The organism is Salinifilum ghardaiensis, from assembly GCF_054491345.1.
Genome location: NZ_CM137101.1, coordinates 41,817 through 66,805 on the forward strand (window position 1 = coordinate 41,817; position 24,989 = coordinate 66,805).

20 protein-coding genes are annotated in these 24,989 nt (G+C 74.1%); 10 read left to right on the forward strand and 10 right to left on the reverse strand.

The annotated features are described in order from the left end of the window. Nucleotides 1–150: 150 nt before the first annotated feature. Both ACVGV0_RS00165 and ACVGV0_RS00170 read left to right on the forward strand, forming a co-directional pair. Nucleotides 151–1,515, forward strand: a complete 1,365-nt coding sequence (locus ACVGV0_RS00165; protein WP_459157808.1) for a helix-turn-helix domain-containing protein — start codon at nt 151–153, stop codon at nt 1,513–1,515. 49 nt (nt 1,516–1,564) lie between these two features. Beyond that, nucleotides 1,565–2,539, forward strand: a complete 975-nt coding sequence (locus ACVGV0_RS00170; protein ID WP_459157809.1) for a phosphotransferase enzyme family protein — start codon at nt 1,565–1,567, stop codon at nt 2,537–2,539. Nucleotides 2,540–2,780: 241 nt separating this feature from the next. Here ACVGV0_RS00170 and ACVGV0_RS00175 read toward each other — a convergent pair whose 3' ends face one another. The 3 genes from ACVGV0_RS00175 to ACVGV0_RS00185 form a co-directional block, all read right to left on the reverse strand. Beyond that, nucleotides 2,781–3,344, reverse strand: a complete 564-nt coding sequence (locus ACVGV0_RS00175) for a copper resistance CopC family protein (RefSeq protein ID WP_459157810.1) — start codon at nt 3,342–3,344, stop codon at nt 2,781–2,783. After that, nucleotides 3,341–4,069, reverse strand: a complete 729-nt coding sequence (locus ACVGV0_RS00180; RefSeq protein WP_459157811.1) for a YcnI family copper-binding membrane protein — start codon at nt 4,067–4,069, stop codon at nt 3,341–3,343. The genes ACVGV0_RS00175 and ACVGV0_RS00180 overlap by 4 nt, the downstream gene beginning before the upstream one ends. Before the next feature lie 119 nt (nt 4,070–4,188). Beyond that, a complete protein-coding gene (locus ACVGV0_RS00185; RefSeq protein ID WP_459157812.1) occupies nt 4,189–4,746 on the reverse strand; it encodes a hypothetical protein in 558 nt (185 codons plus the stop codon). A gap of 275 nt (nt 4,747–5,021) precedes the next feature. Between ACVGV0_RS00185 and ACVGV0_RS00190 the strand changes: the two genes are divergently transcribed. Genes ACVGV0_RS00190 through ACVGV0_RS00210 form a run of 5 tightly spaced genes read left to right on the forward strand, consistent with a single transcriptional unit; the run spans nt 5,022 to nt 10,303 of the window. Continuing rightward, nucleotides 5,022–6,692, forward strand: coding sequence for a BCCT family transporter (locus ACVGV0_RS00190; RefSeq protein ID WP_459157813.1), 1,671 nt, complete (start codon nt 5,022–5,024; stop codon nt 6,690–6,692). Continuing rightward, nucleotides 6,693–7,340: an ABC transporter permease gene (locus tag ACVGV0_RS00195; RefSeq protein WP_459157814.1), complete on the forward strand. Its 648-nt coding sequence runs from the start codon at nt 6,693–6,695 to the stop codon at nt 7,338–7,340. After that, a complete protein-coding gene (locus ACVGV0_RS00200; protein ID WP_459157815.1) occupies nt 7,333–8,562 on the forward strand; it encodes an ABC transporter ATP-binding protein in 1,230 nt (409 codons plus the stop codon). The genes ACVGV0_RS00195 and ACVGV0_RS00200 overlap by 8 nt, the downstream gene beginning before the upstream one ends. Then, nucleotides 8,559–9,314 (forward strand): ABC transporter permease, encoded by a 756-nt coding sequence (locus ACVGV0_RS00205; RefSeq protein ID WP_459157816.1) that lies wholly within the window; start codon nt 8,559–8,561, stop codon nt 9,312–9,314. The genes ACVGV0_RS00200 and ACVGV0_RS00205 overlap by 4 nt, the downstream gene beginning before the upstream one ends. Next, complete coding sequence (locus ACVGV0_RS00210; RefSeq protein ID WP_459157817.1) at nt 9,311–10,303, forward strand: glycine betaine ABC transporter substrate-binding protein; 993 nt, start codon at nt 9,311–9,313, stop codon at nt 10,301–10,303. Before ACVGV0_RS00205 ends, ACVGV0_RS00210 begins: the two co-directional genes overlap by 4 nt. A 33-nt stretch (nt 10,304–10,336) precedes the next feature. On the opposite strand, the gene ACVGV0_RS00215 is transcribed toward ACVGV0_RS00210, so the two are convergent. Then, on the reverse strand, nt 10,337–10,933 hold the full coding sequence (locus ACVGV0_RS00215) for a DUF6474 family protein (protein WP_459157818.1): 597 nt from the start codon (nt 10,931–10,933) through the stop codon (nt 10,337–10,339). Between the two features lie 379 nt (nt 10,934–11,312). Here ACVGV0_RS00215 and ACVGV0_RS00220 point away from each other — a divergent pair, with 379 nt between their 5' ends. After that, nucleotides 11,313–12,968, forward strand: a complete 1,656-nt coding sequence (locus tag ACVGV0_RS00220; protein WP_459157819.1) for a TM0106 family RecB-like putative nuclease — start codon at nt 11,313–11,315, stop codon at nt 12,966–12,968. Nucleotides 12,969–13,019: 51 nt separating this feature from the next. Here the strand turns inward: ACVGV0_RS00220 and ACVGV0_RS00225 are convergent, their stop codons facing one another. Then, entirely contained in the window at nt 13,020–14,063 is a 1,044-nt protein-coding gene (locus ACVGV0_RS00225; RefSeq protein ID WP_459157820.1) for an NAD(P)-dependent alcohol dehydrogenase, read from the reverse strand. A 205-nt stretch (nt 14,064–14,268) separates the two neighbouring features. Here ACVGV0_RS00225 and ACVGV0_RS00230 point away from each other — a divergent pair, with 205 nt between their 5' ends. Further along, nucleotides 14,269–16,077, forward strand: coding sequence for a gamma-glutamyltransferase family protein (locus tag ACVGV0_RS00230; RefSeq protein ID WP_459157821.1), 1,809 nt, complete (start codon nt 14,269–14,271; stop codon nt 16,075–16,077). A gap of 23 nt (nt 16,078–16,100) precedes the next feature. Here the strand turns inward: ACVGV0_RS00230 and ACVGV0_RS00235 are convergent, their stop codons facing one another. The 5 genes from ACVGV0_RS00235 to ACVGV0_RS00255 all read right to left on the reverse strand — a co-directional run bounded on the left by ACVGV0_RS00235 (nt 16,101) and on the right by ACVGV0_RS00255 (nt 21,552). After that, nucleotides 16,101–17,264 carry a glycerate kinase family protein gene (locus ACVGV0_RS00235; protein WP_459157822.1) on the reverse strand — a complete coding sequence of 388 codons (1,164 nt, stop codon included), beginning with the start codon at nt 17,262–17,264 and terminating at the stop codon, nt 16,101–16,103. Nucleotides 17,265–17,299: 35 nt separating this feature from the next. Then, nucleotides 17,300–18,859: an SLC13 family permease gene (locus tag ACVGV0_RS00240; RefSeq protein WP_459157823.1), complete on the reverse strand. Its 1,560-nt coding sequence runs from the start codon at nt 18,857–18,859 to the stop codon at nt 17,300–17,302. A 278-nt stretch (nt 18,860–19,137) separates the two neighbouring features. Beyond that, nucleotides 19,138–19,800 (reverse strand): response regulator transcription factor, encoded by a 663-nt coding sequence (locus tag ACVGV0_RS00245; RefSeq protein ID WP_459157824.1) that lies wholly within the window; start codon nt 19,798–19,800, stop codon nt 19,138–19,140. After that, the gene (locus ACVGV0_RS00250; protein ID WP_459157825.1) at nt 19,797–21,284 is read right to left on the reverse strand and encodes a sensor histidine kinase; all 1,488 of its coding nucleotides are present in this window, start codon (nt 21,282–21,284) and stop codon (nt 19,797–19,799) included. Before ACVGV0_RS00250 ends, ACVGV0_RS00245 begins: the two co-directional genes overlap by 4 nt. Continuing rightward, nucleotides 21,262–21,552 carry a hypothetical protein gene (locus ACVGV0_RS00255; protein ID WP_459157826.1) on the reverse strand — a complete coding sequence of 97 codons (291 nt, stop codon included), beginning with the start codon at nt 21,550–21,552 and terminating at the stop codon, nt 21,262–21,264. The genes ACVGV0_RS00250 and ACVGV0_RS00255 overlap by 23 nt, the downstream gene beginning before the upstream one ends. A 166-nt stretch (nt 21,553–21,718) precedes the next feature. Here ACVGV0_RS00255 and ACVGV0_RS00260 point away from each other — a divergent pair, with 166 nt between their 5' ends. Continuing rightward, a complete protein-coding gene (locus ACVGV0_RS00260; RefSeq protein WP_459157827.1) occupies nt 21,719–24,958 on the forward strand; it encodes a methyltransferase domain-containing protein in 3,240 nt (1,079 codons plus the stop codon). The last annotated feature ends 31 nt before the right edge of the window (nt 24,959–24,989 follow it).

The window sequence follows — 24,989 nt, forward strand, 5'->3', positions numbered from 1 at the left end:
TAGCCCGGAGGCGATAACCGGGCGGACCGCGACGACGAGCGGTCGGCGGAGTTCACCGCTGCCGATCACCCCGACCGAAGTGCACTTCACCGCTTTGCTGAAGTGCCCTTACCCTGCGACTGACGCCCGTTGAGCGTGAGGGGGCCCGTAATGAGTTCCATCGACACCGGCGACTCGCCCGTTACACCGGACGTGTGGGACGGAGATCCCATGCGAGAGGCACTGGCGAATCGGGACGTCAGCGCGATCTACCGGCAACTGCGTCGACACGGGGTCTCGCAGCGGCAGATCGCGGCCTCCACCGGGCAGTCGCAGTCCGAGGTGTCGGAGATCCTCAAGGGCCGGCAGGTCATCGCCTACGACGTGCTCGCGCGGATCGCCGACGGGCTGGGGATTCCCAGGGGCTACATGGGCCTCGCCTACGAAGGGGCGATGGTCGGGCGGGTCGCTACCACCAGCGACTCCCAGGTTGAGGAGGACGAGTCGGTGAAGCGGCGGAACTTCCTGTCCCATGCCGCGGCCGTCACCATGGGTGCGGCTGTGTTCGGAGCGGAGAGCGCCAACTGGACGCCTGCCTACGCGCAGACGCCCGCTCCGTCCCGCATCGGCATGACCGACGTGCAGCAGATCCAGGCGGCGACGAAGGCGTTGCGCGACCTGGACTACCGCTATGGCGGCGGGACCTGCCGCGATGCGGTGGTCGCCCAGCTGTCCTGGGCGCAGCAGTTGTTAGAGACGAGCGCGGCCGACAAGGTCCGGACGCAGCTGTTCCGGGCACTGGCCGACATGCACAGCCTCGCCGGGTGGACCTCGTTCGACACGGGCCTGCTGGATCCGGCCCGCGGGCACTTCGGGAAGGCGCTGGAATTCGCCAAGCAGGCCAGCGACGACAGCTTGGCCGCCGGCATCCTCTACCGGATGGGCCGGGTTTACCTGCACTACCACGAGCCGAACGAGGCGCTGAAGCTGTTCCAGCTGGGGCAGCTCGCAGCCCAGGACTCCGGATCCCCGCTCACGGTCGCGGTGCTGTGCGCCAACGAGGCGTGGGCCTACGGCATGCTGAACAGGCCGAACCAGGTGCAGGAGATGCTCGGGCGCACCAAGGACGAGTTCACCCGCGCGAACCTCGCCGAGGCCCCCGACTGGGTCCGCTTCTTCGACGAGCACGACCTGCACTGCATGATCGGCTCCGCGCAGGACGCGCTGGCGGTGTTCGACCCGAAGAAGCACGCCCCGATCGCCGTCGCGCACACCATGAAGGCCAACTCCATGTACGGCTCGGACATGCAGCGCTCGCACACCTTCGGGCTGGGCATGCAGGCGACCAACCACATCCGCGCGGGTGACCTGCAGGAGGGGATCAAGGTCGGCCGCCGGGCGCTGCAGGTCGGCGAGCAGGTGAAGTCGCAGCGGGTGGTCGACCGGCTGAAGCCGCTGCAGGTGGAGGCCACCAAGCACCGCATGAACGCGGATGCCCGCGATTTCGCGGAGGAAGTGCAGCAGTTCCGGAGCTGATCGGGCCAGCGCGGCGCGCCCGACGCAGCCGGACGTCGGTTTGGAGCACATGATTTCCAAGACCCGCCTCGGGTCCGACGGGAGGTCCGTCTCCGCTGGGGGCGGCGGTTCCGCGTCACCGGCGCGGCCGGTGACGCGGAACCGCCGCTCGCGCGCGCGGCTGTCGATCGCTCTGGCGCAGGTGTGCGCGCAGGCGGGGCTGGACCCCCGCGGTGCGCGGCTGCTCCGGTTCGTCAACAACGCGGTCTTCCGGTTGCGCCGGCACGATGTCGTCGTTCGCATCGTGCTGGCGCCTTCGTTGTCGCACCGGGCGCGCGCGGTCGTGGTGGCGGCGCGTTGGCTCGCCGAGAACGACGTCCCCGCCGTGCGCCTGCTGCCGGACGTGCCGCAGCCCGTGGTGGCGGGCGGTTACGTCGCGACGCTGTGGCGGGCGGTCCCCGACGCGGGGGAGCCGAGCGCGGAGCACCTCGGTTCCCTGCTGCGGGAGCTGCACACCGTCGCGCCCGCGCCGGAGCTGCCCGAGTGGGACCCGATCGCCGACGTGCGGCGCAAGGTCGCCGATGCCGAGGAGCTCTCGGCCGAGGACCGCGCGTTCCTGCTGCACCGGTGCGAATCGCTGCGCAACCGGCTCTCGGCGCAGCGGGCGCGGCTCACCCGCGCGGCGGTGCACGGGGACGCGCACCTGGGCAACGTCATCCTCGGCCCGCGGGGACCGGTGCTGTGCGATCTCGACTCGATGTGCGCGGGCCCGCCCGAGTGGGACATGACACCGCTGGCGGTGGGGCACCTGCGCATGGGGCACCCGCCGGAGCGGTACCGGCGCTTCGCGGCCACCTACGGCACCGATGTCACGGGTCGGCCGGAGTTCCCGCTGCTGCGCGCGCTGCGCGAGCTGAAGATCACGGCGAGCGCGCTGCCGGTGCTGCGCAGCAATCCGCGGATCGCCGAGCAGCTGCGGCACCGGTTGCGCACGATGCGCGCGGGGGACTTGGACACCGCGTGGGCGCCGTACCGCTCGTGCTGACCGCGCGCCGGAGTTGACCGCCCGGGTGATGCCGGCTGCGATTCACCGCCGCTGGGGCACCGCTCGGCGACAGCCGGAGCGTTCTTCCGCTCAGCGGGAAAATCCCAGGTGGATCGTCCGGTCTTCGGCGCGGCCGAATTCGCCCGCCAGTTCGAGGCGGGAGCGGGCCCTTCCGGTGGCTGCCCGAGGCCCGCTCCGCTGCGCCAGCCGATCCGCTGAGGGAGCCCGGGTCAGGTCCTCGTCATCTGCCGGGGCGCCCGAGGCGCAGCGCCAGCCCCGCCCCGATCGCCACGAGCACGGCGGCACCGGCGATCCACGGCCACGCGGGCGCGCCGCCGCCGGCCTCGGCGCCGTCCGCGGAGCTCTCCGGTGGTGGTGCCGGGCTGCCGCCCTGCTCCCGGGCGAGCCGGAAGGTGATCTCGCCGGTCACCGGGTGCCCGTCGTTGGACAGCACCCGGTAGCCGACGGTGTACTCCCCGGCTGGCCCGAGCTCCCGCACGGGGACGGTCACCTCGTTGCCCCGCACGCGCGCCTCGCCGCCGGTCCAGTGCCCGCCGTGCGGGCCGGTGACGCTGACGGTGTTGTACCCCTCGCGCACGGGTTGGTCGTAGACGAGCCGCACGTCGCCGGGTCCGCTGCGCAGCTGCGCACCGTCCGCGGGGTCGCTGTCGACGAGGGTGTTGTGCGCGGAGGCGGTTCCCGCGCCGCCGAGCCCGGCCAGGAGCGTGACCAGTGCCACGACCAGCAGGCGGGCCGGGCGGTGCGGGACTCGTGCCGTCCGGGTGGATCGCGCGCTCGGGGTCACCGCTTGCCTCCTCGGATGCGCAGCAGGGTGCCGAGGGCGATGCCGAGACCGAGCGCGCCGACGGCGAGCCCGGCACCGCCGACCCAGCGGGCGGTGGTGTCGGTGGCCGGCTGTCCCGCGGACTCGCCGGATCCGGTGGCCCGGGCCGTGCCGCGCTCCTGCTCACCACCTCCGCCGCCGCTGGTCAGCTGCACGCTGGGGGCGGGGTGCTCCGGTTCGGGCCGGCCTTCGCCCGCGGGCTGCGCGTCCCAGTTGACGACCTCCCCGCTGTCGTAGGTCTGCGCGGTGGGCAGCACGACCCGGTCGGTGCTCGTCGGGAGCGCGCCGATGCTGACCTCGAACTCGCCGTACTGGTCGGGGCCGATCCGCGTGCCCCCCTGCGCGGTCCAGGTGATGCTGCGGACGACTTCGGTGACCTCGCTGCCGGCGACCTCGACCGGGCGGTCGAGGTGCCGCTTCTCGACGTGCGCGTCCCAGCCGGGCACCGGTTTGGTGCGCACCGAGCTGATGGGGGCCTCCTGCGGGAACCGCACGCGGACGCGCACGGTGCCGGCGTCGGGTCGCTCGTTGGGCACGGTGAAGGTGACGTCGGCGCTGTCCCCCCGCGCGGCGGTGTCCGGTTCGACCGTGACGTGCGCCGCGGCCAGCGGCGCGCCGAGCAGGCCGGTGAGCCCGCACGTCCCGAGAAGTACACCTGATCGGGTGATAAGTCTTTTTGTTGACAACTTTGCGATCGTTCTCCGCGGTCCGGGTTTCGGCGCGAATCGCGCTGGATTCGCGCCGCGAATGACGAAAGCGCAACAATCGAGCGCCGGTGATTCCGCTCGCCGTCGCGTGAAATGCGTTACCGAGCGGGCGCCGGCGGGCCGCGGGGCGCGTGAATTCGTTGGGCGGTCAACTGCGCGATGAGCCGCCGGGAACGTGCGGGAATGCACGCGACGCACGTTTCCCGCGCGGGCGGCGGGGTACGGTGGGGAACTCGCGGAAGGACGCGGCGCAGAAAGCGCGCGACCCCGAACAGCGCGCGCTCGGCGCTGCTCAGTAACAATCCGGTCAAGATTGCGGAGGCGATGTGGCCGAACGCCATTTGCACCGGTGCGAACGGTGTGACCGGATGCACCGGGTGGGCCGCGTGCGCGCCGGAGAGTTGAAAAAATACGTGAAACGCCACTTGATTCGCGGCGAGAGCGCTTAGAATCCCGAGCGGTCCGCGTTGGCGATCGGCGAGCGCTACACCGGCACTTGCGAGGAGGGCGGTGATAACGGCTGTGACCCCGGGGTCGGGTAGCGCGCCTCCGGCGGCCGCGTGCGCGGCCACGGAGAGTGCAGCCGAGGTGGTGGCCAGCCCAACACCGCGCAGCCAGCGAAGGAGGCCTTGCGCAGGAGCGAGCTGAACGGACACGGTGGCGAGTCTAAGTGTCGGTTCCAACACGCTGAGCGCAGGTGCTCTTGCCATCTTCACCCGTTTGGGCCACTGTCTAGGCGGTGCGCCACCCGGACCTGCTTCGGTGGCCGGCACTGCCGGGCGGCCGTGGACGGGTGTTCGCCACTGACGTCGGAAAGGAGGGGCGTCGCGATCCGACGCCAGCATCTGTGTCGACTGAAACAGAAATAACCGAGAAGCGCAGAACCGAAGAGCAGGAAACGGTCCAGAGCGCCGCTGACCGGCCTGGACGCATGGACTGGGTGGTGTTCACCATCGCCGGCGTCGCCGCGGTGGCCTACATCGCCTGGGGCGTCCTCGGCACCGAGTCGCTGACCTCGTTCGCGAGCTCCGCGATCGAGGTGCTCGTCACCGACGGCGGCTGGCTGTTCGTCCTCGCGGGCACCGGTTTCGTGGTCTTCGCCCTGTGGCTGGCGTTCAGCCGCTACGGGCGGATCCCGCTGGGTGCGGACGACGAGGGCCCGGAGTTCCGCACCAGCTCGTGGATCGCGATGATGTTCGCGGCGGGCATGGGCATCGGCCTGATGTTCTACGGGGCCTCGGAGCCGCTCACGCACTTCACCTCCCCTCCGCCGGGATCGGTGCAGGGCGGTACGGACGCCGCGCTGATGACGGGGATGTCCACGTCGCTGTTCCACTGGACGCTGCACCCGTGGTCGATCTACGCGGTCGTCGGCCTGGCGATCGCCTACGCCAGCTACCGGCGCGGGCGGCCGCAGCTGCTGAGCTCCGCGTTCGTGCCGTTCTTCGGCAGCCGCGCGAACGACACCCCGATCGGCAAGCTCATCGATTCGCTGGCGGTGTTCGCCACGATCTTCGGCACCGCGGCCTCGCTGGGCATCGGTGCCACGCAGATCGCTGCCGGCCTGGAGCACGTGGGCTGGGTCGGCAACGTCACGCAGACGGTCCTGGTGGGGATCATCGCGGTGCTGATCGCGATCTTCATCGCCTCGGCCGTGTCGGGCGTGGCCAGGGGCATCCAGCTGCTGTCCAACAGCAACATGGTGCTGGCGTTCCTGCTGGCGCTGTTCGTCTTCATCGTCGGCCCGACCGTGTTCGTGCTGGACCTGCTGCCCACGGGGGCCGGCTCCTACCTGCAGAACTTCGGCGAGATGGTCTCCCGCACCGGTGTGACCGGCGGTGAGGACATGTCCAGCTGGCTGTCCTCCTGGACCATCTTCTACTGGGCCTGGTGGATCTCCTGGTCGCCGTTCGTCGGCATGTTCATCGCGCGGATCAGCCGCGGCCGCACGATCCGCCAGTTCGTCGGCGGCGTCATCCTCGTGCCCAGCGTGATCAGCCTGGTCTGGTTCGCGATCATGGGCGGTACCGCGCTGTACCAGCAGCGGACGGGCGCGGACCTGGCCGGTGCCGGCAGCGCCGAGGCGCAGCTGTTCCAGATGTTCGACCAGCTGCCGTTCGGCCTGATCGCCAGCGTGCTGGCCATGCTGCTGATCATCAACTTCTTCATCACCAGCGCGGACTCCGCCTCGGTCGTGGTCGGCTCGATGTCGCAGCGCGGCAGCACGAAGCCGAACAAGTTCGTGGTCGTGATGTGGGGTCTGGTCATGGGTGGTGTGGCCGTGGCCATGCTGCTCATCGGTGGTGAGGACGCCCTCGACGGGCTGAACAACACGACGATCATCGCGGCCTCGCCGTTCGTGATCGTGTTGATCTTCCTGTGCGCCTCCCTGGTCAAGGACCTGCGCAGCGACCCGATGATGCTGCGCAGCGAGAAGGGTGCCGAGGTGCTCGAGCGGGCGGTCATCGCCGGCACGGAGGAGCACGACGGCGACTTCGAGCTGGTGACCACGCCGGTCGAGAACGGCGACGACGACCAGAGCTCGGAGGACTCCGGCAGCGACTCCTCCGGCAGCGACCCCTCCGCGGGGAGCGGTCGCTGAGTGAATTTCCTGGATTACCTCGCATCCAGGTGGCAGCAGGTGCTGGTCGACGGTTACCAGCACGCGAGCATGGTGGTGCAGTGCGTCGCGCTGGCCACGCTCTTCGGCGTCCTGGTCGGGGTTGCGGTCTACCGCAGCCCCGCCGGGGCGGCGATCGCTACTGCACTGTCCAGCGCGGTTCTGACGATCCCGTCCTTCGCCCTGTTCGGACTGCTGATCCCCGCGCTGGGCCTGGGGGTCGCCCCGTCGGTGGTGACCCTCGTCCTCTACGCGCTGCTCCCGATCGTGCGCAACACGATCGTCGGCCTGGCCGCCGTGGACCGCCCCGTCGTGGACGCGGCCCGCGGCATCGGCATGAGCCGGGCCGATGTGCTCCTGCGCGTGGAGCTGCGCCTGGCCTGGCCGGCCGTCCTCGCGGGCATGCGCGTGAGCGCGCAGATGCTCATGGGCATCGCCGCCATCGCCGCCTACGCGAAGGGCCCGGGCCTGGGCAACCTGATCTTCAGCGGATTCACCCGGCTGGGCGGGGCGAACGCGTTGAACATGGCGCTGACCGGCACGATCGGCGTGATCGTGCTGGCGCTCGTGCTCGACGCGCTGCTCGTGCTCGTCGGCAGGGCGACGACACCGAGGGGGCTGCGTGGCTGAGGGACGCGAGCAGGCCGGCGGCGAGCCGGTGAGCGGCCACGGGGTGGAGATCCGCCTCGAGTCGGTGTCGAAGCACTACCCCGGGCAGAAGGAGCCGGCCGTCGAGTCGGTGACGATGACGATCCCGGCGGGCGAGACGGTCGTGCTGGTCGGGCCCTCCGGCAGCGGCAAGACCACCACGATGCGGATGATCAACCGGCTGATCGAGCCCACGTCCGGGCGCATCACCATCGGCGGCCAGGACGTCCTGGGGCTCGACCCGGACCGGCTGCGCCGCGAGATCGGTTACGCCATCCAGCACAGCGGCCTGTTCCCGCACCTGACCGTCGGCGACAACGTCGGCATGGTGCCGCGGCTGGTCGGTTGGGAGCGCGCCCGCATCCCCGAGCGCGTCGACGAGATGCTCGACCTGGTCGGGCTGGACCCGGCCGAGTACCGCGGCCGGTACCCGCGGCAGCTCTCCGGCGGGCAGCAGCAGCGGGTCGGGGTGGCCCGCGCGCTCGCCGCGAACCCGCCGGTGCTGCTCATGGACGAACCGTTCGGCGCGGTCGACCCGATCACGCGCGGCGTGCTGCAGGACGAGCTCATGCGGCTGCAGGCCGACCTGGGCAAGACGATCGTGTTCGTCACGCACGACTTCGACGAGGCCGTCAAGATCGGCGACCGCATCGCCGTGCTCGGCGAGCGCTCGCGCGTGCTGCAGTACGACGCGCCCGAGGCGATCCTGGCCAGTCCGGCGGACGACACGGTGGCCGGGTTCGTCGGCGCCGGGGCCGCGCTGAAGCAGCTGACGCTGCGCCGCGTGCGCGAGATCAGCCTCGGCGCGGTGCCGACCGCGAAGCTCGACGAGGACCCGGCGGCGCTGCGCGAGCGCCTCGGCGGTCGGCGCGGCGCGATCGGGCTGGTGCTCGACCGCCGCGACCGCCCGGTGCGCTGGGCCACCGCGCGCGAGGCGGCCTCGGTGCGGACGCTGTCGGCGGCGGGGCGCGCCGTGGAGGACAGCGTCTCGCCCGCCTCCACGCTGCAGGACGCCCTGGAGGCGATCCTCACCGACGACGACGGGGTGGCGGTGGTGACCGGGTCCCGCGGCGAGTACGTCGGGGTGGTGGACATCGACACGGTGATGGCCACGATCAAATCGCTGCAGGAGGAGCACGGCCCCGGCAACCCCGCCGAGGGCGGTGCCGCCGGCGGGGCCGGCAGCTCCGAGGGGGCGCGGTGAGCGGCGCGCCGGCGGGCGCCCGGTCGAACCGGTGGCGGCTGCTCGTCCAGCCGGTCACCGCGGTCGTGCTCGTCACCGCGGTGCTCGGGTGGGCCTTCGGCCGGGGCGTGGACGAGGTCACCGCGCGCAGCCTCAACGCCCCCACGCTGCTGAGCCTGACCTGGCAGCACCTGCTGATGAGCGCGGCCGTGGCGCTGATCGTGGTGCTCGTGGCCGTGCCGCTGGGCGTGCTGCTCAGCCGCCCGCGGGCGCGCAGGTTGGCGCCGCTGGTCATCGGCGTGGCCAACGTCGGCCAGGCCGCGCCCGCCGTCGGGCTGATCGTGCTGTTCTTCCTGCTCACCGGCGGTTCCACCGGGTTCTGGGTGGCGGTGCTGCCGATCGCGCTGTACTCGCTGCTGCCGGTGCTGCGCAACACGATCGTGGGGCTGCGCCAGGTGGATCCCGAGCTGGTCGACGCGGGGCGCGGCATCGGCATGTCCGCGACCGGGGTGCTGCTGCGCATCGAGCTGCCGCTGTCCGTGCCGTTCATCCTCGCCGGGCTGCGCACCGCTCTCGTGCTGGCCGTGGGCACGGCGACGCTGGCGCTGTTCGTCGGCGCCGGCGGCCTCGGCGAGCTCATCGACACCGGCTACAAGCTGAGCAACTGGACGGTGCTCGGCGTCGGCGCCGTGCTGTCCATGGCGCTGGCGCTGCTGGTGGACTGGCTCGGGGCGCTGGCCGAGACCTACCTGTCGCCGAGGGGGCTGCGATGACGGCGGGCGTGCCGCGCAGGGGTCTGCTCCGGCTGGCCGGGGCCGCCGCCGCGGGCGCGGCGCTGGCCGGGTGCGGCCTGAGCTCCGGATCGGCGCTGCCGCTGCCGGTGCGGCCGGGGCGGATCCGCCCGGTGCCGGAGCTGGAGGGCGTCACGTTCACCGTCGGGTCGAAGGACTACACCGAGCAGGTCGTGCTCGCCTACCTGGCCGAGTTCGCGCTCAGCGCCGCGGGGGCGCGCGTGCGGGACCTGAGCAACATCACCGGCTCGTCCAGCGCGCGCAACGCGCTGGTCGGCGGCCAGATCGACCTCATGTGGGAGTACACCGGCGTCGCCTGGGTGAACTACAACGGCAACACCGAGCCGATCGCGGACCCGCAGGAGCAGTACCGGGCGGTGCGCCGGCAGGACCGCCTGCGCAACGACATCGCGTGGACCTCGCCCGCCTTCGCCGTGGACAACACCTACGGCTTCGCCGTCAGCGCCGAGGCGCAGCGCCGCCTCGACGTGCACGAGCTCTCCGACCTGCCGCGGATCGTGCGCGAGCGGCCGGAGGAGGCCACGTTCTGCGTGGAGACCGAGTTCGCCAGCCGCAACGACGGTTTCCCCGGGGTGCAGCGGGCCTACGGGTTCCGGGCCGATCCGCAGCGGGTCCGCACGCTCTACACCGGCAGCATCTACCAGGCCACGGCCAACGGGACGTGCACGTTCGGCGAGGTGTTCACCACCGACGGCCGGATCCGGGCGATGGACCTGCGCGTGCTCGTCGACGACCGGTCGTTCTTCCCGCGGTACAACCTGGCGATGACCATGCGGGTGCCCACGTTCGAGCGCTACCCGCAGCTGTCCGGGTTGTTCGGCAGGATCTCGGAGCTGCTGAGCAACGACGAGCTGATGCGCCTGAACGCCCGGGTCGACGTCGACGGCCGGGACCCGGCGGACGTGGCGCGCGAGTGGCTCGCCGCGAAGGGGCTCGTGCGCATCCCCTGAGCACCGGGCCACCGCGCCAGCCGAATCCGCGGCTCAGACGCCGAACTTGCCGAGCAGTTCGTCCTCGATGCGGGCGAGGTCCTCGGCCACGGCCCGGTGGGCCGAGCGCCGGCGGGCGGCGGGCAGCCGCTCGGCAGCGCGGACGGCTCCGGTGAGCTGCTCCAGCCGCGCGTCCGTGCGCTCGGCGAACTGCTCGGTGGCGGCCTTCTCCTCCGCGCCCGAACGCGCGGCCTGCTGCCGCAGGTCGGTCAGCGCGCGGTGGTCCCCGGCGATGCGCGCGTGCAGCGCGGCGCCGTGGCCGGTGTAGTGGCCGACGTCCTCGACGGCCACGCCGAGGTGGCGGGCCCGCATGCGGTCGTAGCGTTCGCGGGCGGTCCCGGCGGCAGCGGCGAGGTAGGGCGCGAGGACCGGGCCGACGACCTTGGCCACGCCGATGAGCTTCTTCGCGTTGCCGGGTGTCATCCGGCCGTGCTCGCCCTTCTCGCGGGCCTTCTGCTCCGCCTGCCGCGCCCGCTGCTCGACCTTGGCTGCTTTGCGGTGCTCAGCGGCCGCTTTGCGCTGCTCCTTCGCGGACTCCACGGCGGTGCTGTGCTTGCCGCCGCCCGGCGTCCGCCGCCCCACTCGTGTCATCGCAGCCGACCTCCCTGATCGTTCGCTCGCGGCCGGTGGTGCCGTGCGCTCGCCACCCCTCGGCGATCACTGTACGTCGGCGGGCGGTCACGCACGACTCAGCGCCGACCCCTCCTCGCGTGTCGGGGGGCATGTGAGGTGAGTGGATCTGCGGCGAGACTTCCTCGGCGCTGCCGCGCCGAAACGGGACAGTCGGATGCGAACTGCCCGATCAGCGCGGCTGCTCGATGTCGAGCACCCGGAGCGGGAATCCGCCCGAGGTTCTGCCACCGGACCACGCCGCCACCCGGGTCACACCACTCGTGAAGGGGTGAAATCACGCACTGTGCGCCCGGGGTGCACTCCGCACCCCCTGGAGGTGGGGCTTACGCTGCGGATTGTGAACGAACAGGTGCTGCTCGAGGCCGCTGAGGTCTCGCGCTGCCGTCGCCGGGTGCACCTGGACCACGACCCGGGGATGCGCGGTGCGGTGACCGCGCCGCAGGACCCGGGCGCGGAACAGCGCATCGCCGATGCGGCCGAGCACCGCTCGCTCGTCGCGGAGCGGCTCGGCCACCTGTTCGGCTCCGATCTCGTCGTGATCCCGCGGGGCGGGGGCGGCGCCGCGCGGGAGGAGGCCACGGCCGCGGCGATGCGCGCGGGTGCCGCCTACATCTCGGACGCCCAGCTGCCGACCGACGGGCAGCGCGGTGCGACCGGCGGGATCGATCTGCTGGTCCGCTTCGGCGACGGTTACGTGCCGGTGCTGGTGGTGCGGCACAAGACGACGAACCCGGGCCGGGGCGCGCGCGTTTCCGCTGTGGACAAGCCGGTGCCCGGTGCGGCGTGGGTGGACGAGACCCGCAAGCCGCGGTCGAACGCGCGGGACCAGCTGCGGTTGGCGCACGCGATGCGGCTGCTGCAGGCGTGCGGCATGGGTGCCGCGACCTCCGTCCCGCCGCTGCACGGCCCGGCCGGCGGCGTCATCGGGGTGGAGGCCGATGCCGTGCTCTGGCACGACCTCGGTGCGCCGACGTGGCCGGACGGGCGGACGGCGCTGACCGAGTACGACCGGCGGTTCGCCGACCGGGTGGCCGTGGCCGCCGCGGCCGCGGCGGGGGCGGAGCCGCTGGCGCAGCCGTCGCGGATCAACGAGTGCAAGACGTGCCCGTGGTGGCCGGTGTGCGCGCAGCAGCTGCACGCCGCCCGCGACGTCAGCCTCGTGGTGCGCGGTGAGGACGCGGCGGCCCTGCGCGAGCACGGTGTTTCCACAGTGGACGACCTCGCGGCGCTTCCCGTCAGCCGCGCTTCCGAGCTGCCGCTGGCGAACGGCAAGAGCGCGGACGTGGTGCTGCTGGCGAAGGCGTGGCTGAACGATTTCCCGATGGTGCGGCGGAACCGCACCGTCCAGGTGCCGCGTGCGGACGTGGAAGTCGATGTGGACATGGAGAGCTACGCCGACTCCGGCGCCTACTTGTGGGGCTGCTGGTTGTCCGGTGTGGACGTCGGGATTCGCCGCGGCTACCACGGTTTCGCCACGTGGGACCCGCTGCCGTCGGACGACGAGGCCCGTTCGTTCGCCGAGTTCTGGACCTGGCTGCGCCGGGTGCGGCAGCTCGCCTCCGAGCGCGGCCTGAGCTTCCGCGCGTACTGCTACAACGAGCTCGCGGAGAACCGGTGGTTGCTCTCCTCGGCGCAGCGGTTCGCCGGCAAGCCCGGCGTGCCCCCGGTGGAGGACGTGCGCAGGTTCATCAGGTCCCACGAGTGGGTGGACCTGTTCGCCGTGGTGCGCGACCAGTTCCTGTGCCCGAACGGCAAGGGGCTCAAGGTGGTGGCCCCGTGCGCCGGTTTCTCCTGGCGCGACGCGGAGGCCGGCGGGGCGAACTCGATGCGCTGGTACCGCGCGGCCGTCGGGCTCGGCGGCACGCCCGCCGCGCCGGAGCAGCGGACGCGCCTGCTCACCTACAACGAGGACGACGTGCGGGCGACGTGGACCGTCCGGGAGTGGATGACCTCGGAAGGGGTCTACGACGTCCCCGCCGCCGCGGACCTGTGAACCGCGCGTGCCCGTGAACAGCGCGGTCCCGGCGAGCGGTGGGCCCGCTCCTCAGCCGCCGTCCGGCAGCAGCACCGCGCGGCCGCGGATCTCGCCGCGCTCGAACCGCTCGTAGATCTCGGGGCCGCGGTCCAGGGCGAAGGTCTCCACGTGGGCGCGCACGTCGCCGCTGCGCGCCAGCGCGAGCAGTTCGATCAGCTCCGCCCGCGTGCCCCAGTACGGGGCGGTCACGGAGGCCTCGAACGGCAGCAGCCCGAACCCGACCTGCACCGAGGCGCCGCCGATGCCGACGATGGTGATGTCGCCCTCCACGGCGACGAGGCGCGGATCCAGGCGCACCGTCGGTTCCGCGCCGACGAAGTCCAGCACCACTTCGGCACCGCGGCCGCCGGTGAGCCCGGCGACCCTGCTGATCGCGCCGTCGTCGGCGCGCACGGCTTCGTGCGCGCCGACTTCCCGGGCCAGTTCGAGCTTCTCGTCGGCCACGTCCAGGGCCACCACCCGGGCGGGTGTGCAGGCGCGCAGGATCTGGACGGCCAGGTGGCCGAGACCGCCGGCGCCGATGACGACGGCGGTGCTGCCGCCGCCGAGCTTCGGCAGCGAGCGCTGCACCGCGTGGTACGGCGTCAGCCCGGCGTCGGTGAGCGGTGCGGCCTGCGCCGGGTCGAGGCCGTCCAGCGGGACGAGGTGCCGCGGATCGTCGACGAGCAGGTACTCGGCCATCGCGCCGGGCGCGCCGAGGCCGGGCGGGTGGATGCCGAGCTCCTCGGCGCGGGTGCAGTAGTTCTCCCGGCCGAGCGAGCACGAGTGGCACCGGCCGCACCCCCACGAGCCGTACACGGCGTACTCCTCGCCCTCGGCGACGGTGGTGATCCCGTCTCCGACGGCGGCGACGGTGCCGGCGCCCTCGTGGCCCAGCGTCAGCGGCAGCTCGTACGGGAACTGCTCGGCGGGCCAGTTCATCACGGCCAGGTCGGAGTGGCACATGCCCGCTGCGGTGACGCGCAGCAGCACCTGACCGGGGCCGGGTTCGGGTGCGGGGATCTCGGTGACGCGGGGTTTCGTTCCGACTTCGGTGTACTGCACGGCTCTCATGAACCGGTTCCCTTCCGCTCGGTCCTGCCTGCGCCGGCGCGTTCCGGCCCGCCGCGCGGCCCTTGCTGCGGCCATCCTCCGCGCGGCGGCGGTGCGGCGCACGGGAGATGCGCGGGCGCGCCCCGGCTCCCGGCGGGTGCGCCGGTCCGCGCGCGGGTATCGCCCGGCCGTGTGATGCCGTGTGATCTCGACGTACGGTGAGCCCATGTTCACCACGCGCCCCGAACTGGTCGGCACGCACGGCATGGTCGCCAGCACCCACTGGCTCGCCTCCGCCTCCGGGATGGCCGTGCTCGAGGACGGCGGCAACGCCTTCGACGCGGCCGCGGCCGCCGGTTTCGTGCTCCAGGTCGTCGAGCCGCACCTGAACGGCCCCGGTGGTGAGCTGCCCGCGCTGCTGCACAGCGCGCGCGAGGGCCGCACCCGCGCGCTGTGCGGGCAGGGACCGGCGCCGGCGGGGGCGACGATCGAGCACTACCGCGACGAGCTCGGCCTCGACCTCGTCCCCGGGACCGGGCTGCTGGCCGCGACGGTGCCGGGCGCGTGGGACGGGTGGTTGGTGCTGCTGCGCGACCACGGCACGAAGTCCCTGCGGGAGGTGCTGCGCCACGCCATCGGCTACGCCCGCGGCGGGTTCCCCGCGGTCGAGCGCATCAGCACCACGATCGAGGCGGTGCGCGCGCTGTTCACCGAGCACTGGCCGAGCTCGGCGCAGCAGTGGCTCGTCCGGGGCGAGGCCCCGCGGCCGGGGGCGATGCTGCGCAACCCCGTGCTGGCGGACACGTGGGAGCGGTTGCTCGCCGCGGCCGACGGCGCGGGCGGCAGCCGGGAGAACCGCATCGACGCGGCCCGGCGGGCCTGGGCGGAGGGCTTCGTCGCGGAGGCGGTCGAGAAGTTCGCGCGCACTCCGCACCGGGACAACTCGGGGCGCGAGCACGCCGGGGTCATCACCGCCCACGACCTCGCCTCCTTCCGGGCGAGCTACGAGGACCCGCTGCTGACCGACCTGGACGGCGGGTGGACGCTGGCGAAGTTCGGGATCTGGACGCAGGGCCCGGTGCTGGCGCAGCAGCTGCGCCTGCTGGAGGGGTCCGGCGAGCGCCTGCGCTACGTCGACGGCGTGCCGGACGCGGACGCGGTGCACCTGGCGCTGGAGGCCGCGAAGCTGGCCTTCGCCGACCGCGAGGCCTTCTACGGCGACTCGGCCGACCCGGCCGCGGCCGCGGACCTGGTCTCCCGCGAGTACGCCGGGCAGCGGCGCGCGCTGCTGGGCGAGCGGGCCTCGTTCGAGCTGCGGCCCGGGAACCCGGGCGGGCGCGCGGTCCGGTTGCCGCGGCACATCGCCGAGGAGCGCGGCCGCGGTGCGGCGATCGACACGAGCGGTGTCGGCCTCGGTGAGCCGACGGTGGCCGCCACGGGCGCGACCCGCGGCGACACGGTGCACCTCGACGTCGTCGACCGGTGGGGGAACATGGTCTCGGCGACGCCGTCCGGCGGGTGGCTGCAGTCCTCCCCGTGGATCCCCGAGCTCGGGTTCTGCCTGGGCAGCCGGGCCCAGATGTTCTGGTTGGACGAGGGCCTGCCGAACTCGCTGGCCCCGGGCAGGCGGCCGCGCCTGACGCTGAGCCCGTCGATGGCGCTGCGCGGTGACGACGCGGTGCTGTCGTTCGGCACGCCGGGCGGGGACCAGCAGGACCAGTGGCAGCTGTGCTTCTGGCTGGCGCACGTGCACGGCGGGCTCAACCTGCAGGAGGCGATCGACGCGCCCGCCTGGCACACCACCGCCTTCCCCGGGTCGTTCTTCCCGCGGTCCTGGCAACCGGGCCGGGTCGTGGCCGAGTCCCGGCTCGGCGCGGAGCGGTTCGCCGCGCTGCGCGAGCGCGGCCACGAGGTCGTCGACGCGGGGTCGTGGGCGCTGGGGCGGCTCTCGGCGGTCTCCCGCGAGCCCGACACGGGGGTGCTGCGCGCGGCGGCGAACCCGCGCGGTGCGCAGGGCTACGCCGCCGGCCGCTGAGCGCGCAGCGGCCGGCGCGCGCCTCATGCTGCGGGCAGCTGCCGTCCGACCATGACCATCCGCAGGCTGCGGGCCGCGGCGCCGGCGAGCAGGTCCGGCGCCCGCTCGATGGCTGCGCCGAGGTCGACGGGTCCGGTGAGGATGCTGGCCACGGCGTCGATTCCGGCGTGGAGGTCGGCCTCCGCGTCCGGACCGATCGTGCCGCACAGGGCGATCACCGGTGTGCCGAGCCGCTTCGCGCGGCGGGCGACCTCGGCGGGGACCTTGCCCGCGGTGGAGGCGTCGACCGAGCCCTCCGCGGTGATCACCAGGTCCGCGGCGGCCACCCGCGCGTCCAGTGTGGACTCCGGGAGGAACACGTCGAACCGCGAGCGCAGGCGGGCGCCGAGCGCACCGGCGAGACCGGCGCCGAGGCCGCCGGAGGCGCCACCGCCGGCGACCGCGGCGAGATCACCGGCCCCGCGCGCGGCCAGCGCCCGGGCCCAGGCGCGCATGGCCGCGTCGAGCTGCTCGACGAGCTGCGGACCCGCTCCCTTCTGCGGCCCGAAAACGCGGGCCACGCCGCGCTGCCCGCAGAGCACGTTGTTCGGGTTGACCGCGAGCTCGATCTCCGCCTCCGCCAGCCGCGGGTCGAGCCCGCTGAGGTCGATGCCGGCCACCCGGGCCAGCGCCGCCCCGCCCGGCGGCAGCTCGGCGCCGCCGGCGTCGTGCACGCGGGCGCCGAGGGCGCGCAGCGCTCCCGCGCCCCCGTCGCACACCCCGGAGTCGCCGCAGCCGAGCAGGACGCGGCGGGCGCCGCTGTCCAGCGCCGCGCGGATCAGCTCGCCCACGCCGCGGCTCGTGGTCGCGCCGGGATCGCGGAGGTGCCGGGGCACGAGCGAGAGCCCGGCCGCGGCGGCGAGCTCCACGTACGCGGTCCCCGCGGCCCCGAGCGGTCCCGCGGGGCCGAGCAGGGCGATGTGCGCCGCGACGGGCCCGCCGGTGGGGCCGGTGACCGCCACCGGCACGAGCTCGCCGCCGGTGGTCCGCGCGAGCTGCCGGGCCGATCCCTCGCCGCCGTCGACGACGGGGTGCACGTCGACGGCGGCGGTCGGTTCGGTGCGTCGGACGCCGCGGTGGATCGCCTCGGCGACGTCCTCGGCCTCGAGGCACTCCTTGAAGCCGCTGGGGGCGATGAGCACGCGCATGGATCGCTCCATCGGTCGGGGGTGGACGGGACGGGTCAGCGCAGCGGGAGTCCGAGCGCCGGCCAGATGAACACGGCGAAGACGAGGACGAGCCCCACCAGCACCGGGCCGAGCGCGGCGGACAGCCGCAGCAGGTCGCGCGTGGCGAAGGTGGGGGCGGAGTCGAGCCGGGCGAAGATCGCCACGGGTTTGGCCGAGGCGGGCAGCGTGTGGCAGAAGCCCGCCGCTGCGGTGGAGGCGAAGGCGACGGACACGGGGTTGAGCCCCGCGCCGATCGCGGCCGGGATGACCAGCGGGATCAGCACCGAGGAGCGCGCCGAGCGGGACTGCAGCACCAGGTGGGCCGCGGCGCTGAGCACGACCACGCTCACCAGCAGCGCCCCGCCGGGGAGGCCCTCGTGCAGCGCCGCGGCCCGCTCCGCCGTGCCGGACTCGAGCAGGGCGGTGCCGAGCGCGGTGGTGGCGGCCATGAACAGCAGCAGCGACCAGGGGATCTCGGCGATGGCGGTGTTCCACGGCACGGTGCCGGTCCGCGGCAGGGTGACCAGCAGGGCGCCGGCCAGGGCCACGAGGGCCGGCGGAAGGCCGTGCACCGCTTCGGTGCACCACAGCAGGACGACGGCGAGCAGCAGGCCGAGGGCCCGCTGCTCGGAGCGGGTGATCCGCGCGGGCACCCCGAGCTCGGCGCGCAGCACCGCCGCGTCCACGCGCAGCGGGGTGCGCCGCTCGGCGCGGTCCGCGCTGAGCAGCAGCACGATCTCGGCGGCGAGGTGGGAGCTCACCACGGCCAGCGGCAGGCCCCAGGCCAGCCACGCGGCGAAGCCGATGCCACCGTCGACGGTGCTGTCCAGGATCTGGCTGGTGATGAGGTGGGCGCCCGCGCCGACGAGGGTGGCGACCGCGGAGAGCAGCACCGCGGTGGGCATCAGCAGCGCCAGCCCGCGGACCAGCTGCGGTCTGCGGGGGAAGGCCCCGGCCAGTGCCCGGTGGATCGGCACCGCGAGGGCGGCGCGGCCGCTCGTGCTGGGCACGAGCAGCGCGGTGACGACCAGTCCCGCGGTGAGCAGGTGCACCAGTCCGCGGGGCCGGTGCGCCCGGGCGGCCAGGCCGATCGCGACCCGCGCGGGCAGGCCGGTGCGGTTGATGCCCGCGGCGAGCACGAACGCGGCCACGAGCAGCCAGATCTGCTCGGAACCGAGGGTTTCGAAGAGGTCCTCCGCGTCGAGCGCGCCGAGCACGACCACCGCCGCGGCCGCGGCCAGGGCCACGAACGTGTCGTCGGTGTGGCGGCTGACCCAGCCGCAGATCGCGGCGGCGAACACGGCGATCGTGCCGAGGGCGGTCGGGTCGAGCCCGCCCCCGGAGGGTGCCGGCGGTGCCGGCCCGACGAGCAGCGCGGCGGCGCCGAGCACGGCCAGCGCCCCGAGCGTCACGCCGACGCCCCAGCCGGTGTCGGTGCCGGGTTCCGGTGCGCCCCGCGCCGCCCGCAGGGGAGTGGCGTACTCGACCGCCCCGTCGCCGGGGTGTCCGGTCTCGGGGTCACCGGTCGCGGGCCCTGCGGTGCCGAGCGCCCCGGCCTCGTGCGCGCGTTGCATGGTCCCCACGTTCCCGGGGGCGGCTGAGCGGATCGTGAAACCGGGATGAGGGCTTCTTCATCCGGCCGGGACGAGCAGCGGGAGCGCGTTCAGCCGGGGCGCGCGCGTGTCCTCCCGGAACGCGTCCCCGGCCGGTACGGCCTGTGGACAACTCCTCCCGCGGCGGCCGCGCGAACGGGTGTTCCGCAGTTGTCCACAGGAGTTGATCTGCGAAAACGACTGATCGACGCGAGTTGTGCACACCTGTGGAGGGAGTTGTCCACAGGTGTGTGCTCCTGTCACCCGTCGAGGCGGTACCCCATGCCACGGACCGTGCGGATGCGCTCCGCGCCGAGCTTGCGGCGCAGCCCGCGCACGTGGACGTCCACCACGTTCGACTCCGGGTCGAAGTCGTAGCCCCACACGTGCGACAGGATCTGCTCCCGCGCCAGGACCTGGCCCGGGTGCCGCAGGAAGACCTCCAGGATCGAGAACTCCCGCGCGGTCAGCTCCACCGCGCCCTCCGGCGTGCCGGCCCGGCGGCTGCGCAGGTCCAGCGAGAGCTCGCCCGCCCGCAGCACGGTCGCCTCGCCCGCCCCGTCGGTGGAGCGCAGCCGCAGGCGCACCCGGGCCAGCAGCTCCTCGAAGCGGAACGGTTTGGTCATGTAGTCGTCCGCACCGCCTTCGAGGCCGGCGACCGTGTCGTGCACCGAGTCCCGCGCGGTCAGGATGATCACGGGCGCGGTCACCCGCTGCTCCCGCGCCGCGCGCAGCACCGCGAACCCGTCCCGGCCGGGCAGCCCCAGGTCGAGGACCACCAGGTCGAAGTCGCCGGTGACCAGGTGGTCCTGCGCCGTCGGGCCGTCCGCGACCACCGTCGGGGTGAACCCGTTCGCGCGCAGCCCCTTCTCGATGAACGCGGCGATCCGGGCCTCGTCCTCCACGATCAGGATCCTGCTCATGCCTGCTGCGGCTCCTCCTCCCGCTCGTCCGGTCCGGCGACCGGCAGTTCCAGGGTGAACGTGGCCCCCTCGCCCGGGCGCGACCGCACGTGCACCCGGCCGCGGTGCGCATCGGCGATGGCGCGCACGATCGCCAGGCCCAGGCCCGCGCCCCCGGCGTGCTGGCCGTCGCCGTGCGCGAAGCGGTCGAAGATCCGCTCGGCCCGCTCCGGATCGATCCCCGGCCCGTGGTCGGTGATCCACAGCAGGGCCGCCCCCTGCCGCAGCCGCGACCCGATCCGGATCTCGGAGCCCACCTCGGTGTGCTGCACCGCGTTCTGCGCCAGCTGCACCATCGCCTGGGTCGCGCGCTGCTCGTCGACCACGACCTCGCCCTCGCCGAGGTGCTCCAGCACCCACCGCCGATCACCCAGCGAGCGGATCTTCGTCTCCACGTCGCTGGTCAGCTCGGCCAGCGAGACGGTCGCCGGCGCGGCGAAGTCGGGCCGCTCGGCCTTGGCCAGCACGAGCAGGTCCTCCACGATGCGCGTCATCCGGTCCAGCTCGTCGGTGCACAGGCGCACCACCTCCTGCCGCTCGGCGGGGTCGTAGCCCAGCAGCTCCAGGTTGCCCCGCACGATCGTGATCGGCGTGCGCAGCTCGTGGCTGACGTCGTCGACGAACTGCCGCTGGGTGGCGAAGGCGTCCTGCAGGCGGTCCAGCATGGCGTTGAACTGCTCGGCCAGGGCCGCGATGTCGTCGCGGCCCTGCACCGGGATGCGGCGGGTCAGGTCGTGCTCGCTGATCTCCGCGGCGGTGCGCCGCACGTCCCGGACGGGCGCGAGGATCAGCCCGGCGATGATCCACGAGGCCACCGCGGCGAGCACGACGCCGACCGCGCTCACCCCGATGATCAGCCGCACCGTCCGGTCGGCGTTGGCCACGTCCTGCCCGGTGAACCGCTCCGTGATGAACCAGGCCGGCCCCTGCGCCGTGTCCGCGCGGATCTTGACCCAGTGCATCGGTCCGTGGGCGGTGTCCGTGCGCCCGCTCGTGCGCGGGTCGTCGAGCAGGCGCTGCAGCACGGCGGGGTCCTGCGCAACGGCTTCCACCGCCGGGGACTGCTCCTGGGACAGCGCCCGCGGGCCCTGCGGGGTGCGCCACGCGCCGACCAGGGCCTCCTCCGGGTCGGGGTACTGCTGCGACAGGAACGTCTCGAACAGCGCGCGGGGGTCGTCCAGCGCGCGCCCCGTGGCCGGGTCGCGGCCCTGCTCGGCGAAGGCGCTGAACTCGCGCGCCTGCTGCTCCAGCGCGGCGCTCGTCTTGTTGAGCACGTCGGTGTGCAGGAACTGCCGCGTCAGCGTGATCACCGCCAGCAGCACCACCACGAGCACGAGCAGCAGCCACCCCATGATCTGCGCGCGGGCCGGGATGCGCGTGCCGGTGCGCCGGCGCGAGGCCTGCTGCGAGCGGTCGGCCGGGTCAGTCGTCGCGCTGGTCGTCATCGAACCGGTCGTCGGCGTCGTCGTCGTGCGCGGGCGGCGGGGGCGGGAGGTCGCTCGGTCCCGTCGCGCTGCCGGGTGCCCGCCCCGGGGACGGCTCGGGAGCCCCCGCTCCGGACGGCGGGGCCGTTCCCTCGGGCGTGCGCACCTCGACACGACCGGGGACCTGCGGGGCGCGGGGTTCGTCGGTGAGCGCGAAGCTCACCAGGACGGCACCGAGCGGCAGCGCCATCGCGGTGAGCAGCAGCGCCACCTTGGAAGCTGGCTTCATGCGCCCCATCATGGCGATCAGCGGTGGAACGGACGTGAAACTCGGATGAAGAAGCCTTCATCCGCGCCCGTCGCGACGTTCCCGGCGGGCGAGATGTCGATCCCCGCGACCGGGAACCGCTAGTGTGCGCACAACCGGACTGACGCGCGCGGATCGTGGCGGTGAGATGCAGGACGGATCGAGCGAGCCGAGCGGACGGCGCCGCGCTGCCGGCGACGACCCGCGGCTGGTCTGCGAGCACCACCGGTACGCGGTGGCGTCGCGCTACGCGCGGGGCAGGCGCGTGCTCGACCTGGGCTGCGGCGAGGGCCGCGGCTCCGCGCTGCTCGCCGCCGAGGCCGACGAGGTGGTCGGCGTCGACGACGCGGACACCGTCGAGCACGCGCGCGCCGCCCGCGGCGGGCGGCGGTTGGAGTTCCAGGCCGGTGCGGTCACCGACCCGGAGCTGCTGGCCGAGCAGCGCCCCTTCGACGTGATCGTCTGCTTCCACGTCCTCGAGCGCGTCGAGGACCACGAATCCGTCCTCGACGCGATCCGCTCGCGCCTGGCGCCCGGCGGGCTCGTCCTCATCAGCACCCCGGACGCCGCTGCCGGGGAGACCGGGGAAGCGGCGTCCGCGGGGGAGGGCGGGGCCGTCGACCCCGCTCGCCGGCTCACCGCGCCCGATTTCGGTTCGCTGCTGGAAGGCGCGTTCCGCCACGTGGCCGTGCTGCAGCAGAACCCCGCCGCGGGTTCGCTGGTCGTGCCCAGCGACCCGGGGGACCCGGACGCGGCGATCGAGGGCGTGCGGCTGCAGACGGCGCAGCGCACCGCCACCGGCTGGCAGGTGCGGCAGGGCCTGCCGCACACCGGTCTCATCGGGTTCGCCTCCGACCGGCAGCTGCCGAAGCTGCCCGCGGCCGCGGTGCTGCTCGACCCCGAGCTGGAGCTGGTGCGCGGTGGTGCGGACGAGGCGGCCGGCCTGCGCGCCGACTGCGCCGAGGCCGAGCGGCAGCGGCACGAGGCCGAGCAGCGGGCGGAGCGTGCTGAGCAGCGGGCGGAGCGGGCCGAGGAGCAGGTGCAGTGGCTGCGTGACACGGCTGCGCGGTTGGAGGGGCGCGCCGCCGCGGCGCAGAGCCGGGTCGCGGAGGTGGCGGCGGAGCTGACCGCGCGGGAGGCCGAGCAGCAGCAGCGCAGCGCCCTGGTGCGGCGCGCCGTCGACCGGGTCGCCCCCGGTGGGACGCGGCGCCGCGACCTCGTCGACGGCGCGCTGCGGCACCTGCCCGGTGCCGGTGGTGCCGTCACCGGGGGCGGTCCCGGTGGTGGTCCCGGGGGTGGTCCTGGTCCCGCCGGGGGCGGCAGCGGCCCGGTCGACGTGCCGCGCTCGCGGAATCCGCAGGTCAGCGTCATCGTCCCGGCGGGCGGTGCGTGGGCGCGCACGCGCGAGCGCCTGCGGTTGCTGGCCGGGCACGTGGTCTCCGCGCCGTTCGAGGTGATCGTCGTCGACGACGGCGCGTCCGAGGAGACCACCCGGCGCCTGGCCGAGTGCGGCGGAGCGCGGGCGGTGCGCGGCGAACGCCCCCTCGGGTTCGCCGGCGCCTGCGGCCTCGGCGCGGAGCACGCGCGGGGCGAGTTCCTGCTGTTCCTCACCGGCGGGGTCACCGAGTCCTGGTTGGACGGTCTCGTCGATGTGCTGCGCGCGGACGGGGGCGTCGGGCTGGTCGGGGCCGCGCTCCTCGCGCCGGACGGTCGGCTGCGGCAGGCCGGCGGCGTCGTCTTCTCCGACGGCACCGCGCGCTCACCGGGTTCCGGTGCGGACGAGGACCCCGTGTCCGGGGTGCTGCGCGATGTGGACTACTGCTCCGGCGCGGCGCTGCTGGTGCGGGCGGAGCTGTTCCGCCGCCTCGGCGGGTTCGACGCGCGCTTCACCTCGGCGGACTACGCCGGGGCGGACCTGTCCTTCGCCGCGCGTGCGGCGGGTTTCCGCACCGTGGTGCAGCCGCGCGCCGCCGTCGTGCAGCACGCCCAGGACCGCGCGGCCGGGGACCTCGGTGCCCCGGAGGTCGGTGCTCAGGACGCCGGGGGCTGGGACCGCGCGGCCGGGGACGTCGGGGATACCGGTGCGCAGGAGCCGGGTGCGGCGCAGCCCCGGGGCGAGCAGGACCGCGCGCAGCGCCTCGAGCAGGACCGCGCGGCGTTCGCGGGCAAGTGGGCGGAGGTGCTCGAGCGCGAGCACCTGGCGGGGTCCGGTGCGCGCGACCTGTGGCTGGCGCGGCAGCGCGGCACGCACGGCCACCACGGCCCCGTGGTGCTGGTCGCGGGCGAGCGCGTGCCGCGGCCGGGCGTGGACGCCGGGGCGCGGCGGATGCGCGGTCTGCTGGAGCAGCTGCGGGAGTTCGGCTGCCGCGTGGTGTTCCTCCCGGACGACCACGGCACGCCCGAGCCGGACACGGGCGAGCTGCGGCAGCTCGGGGTGCTCGTGCTGCCGCGGGCCGCTGCGCAGCAGGCGTTCCTGCGCGAGGTGGGAACGGAGGTCGCGCTGGCCGTGCTGTCCCGCTCGCGCGCGACGTGGGCGCTGCTGGAGCAGCTGCGCACCAGCGCGCCCGGGGCGGTCGTCGTCCACGACGCGGTGGAACCGGCCTTCCTCGGGCTGCGCAGGCGGGCCGAGCTGGCCTCGGAACTCGGCGACGCGGACGCGGCGAGCGCGTTGCGCCGGCGCAGCGCCGCCGCGCGGGAGCGGGAGCTGGCCGCGGTGCGGGCGGCGGATGCCGTCCTCGTCGCCGGGGCGGCGCACCGGCGGGCGCTGACCGGGGAGGCACCGGAACCGGAGGTCCATGTTCTGTCCACCGTGCAGGTAATCGAGTCCGTCCAGGATGATCCTGGTGATCGCGAGGGGGTACTCCTCGCAGGAGATTTCACGGAAGAGGACACTGTGGACGCGGCGCGGTGGGCGGTCGAGCAGATCATGCCGCTGGTGTGGCGGCGGTTCCCGGAGGTCCGGCTGGACATCGTCGGCACCGGTCCCGCCGGCGAGGTCCGCGACCTGGAACAGCCCGGCGTGGCCGTGCACGAGCTCAGCGGCGAGCTCGCCCGGTGGTGCGCGCGTGCCCGGGTGACCCTGGCGCCGCTGCGGTTCGGCACCGGGGCGGCGGAGGTGGTCGGCGCGAGCCTGGCGTGCGGAGTTCCGGTGGTGGGCACGGGCATCGCGCCCGAAGGGCTGCTGCTCGGCGACGGCGAGGGCATCCGCGTCGGCGGCACGCCCGCGGAACTGGCCGAGGCCGCGGTGCGCCTGCTCGCGGACGGCGCCGAGTGGCGGGAGCTCTCCCGCGCCGGTCAGGAGGCCGTGGCCGAGCAGTGCGGCCCCGAGGCCCACCGCGCGGCGGTGCGGGGCCTGCTCGAACTCGGCAAGATCCCCGCGGAGAGGTGATCACCCCGCCGGCCCCTGTCTCCCCGCCCCG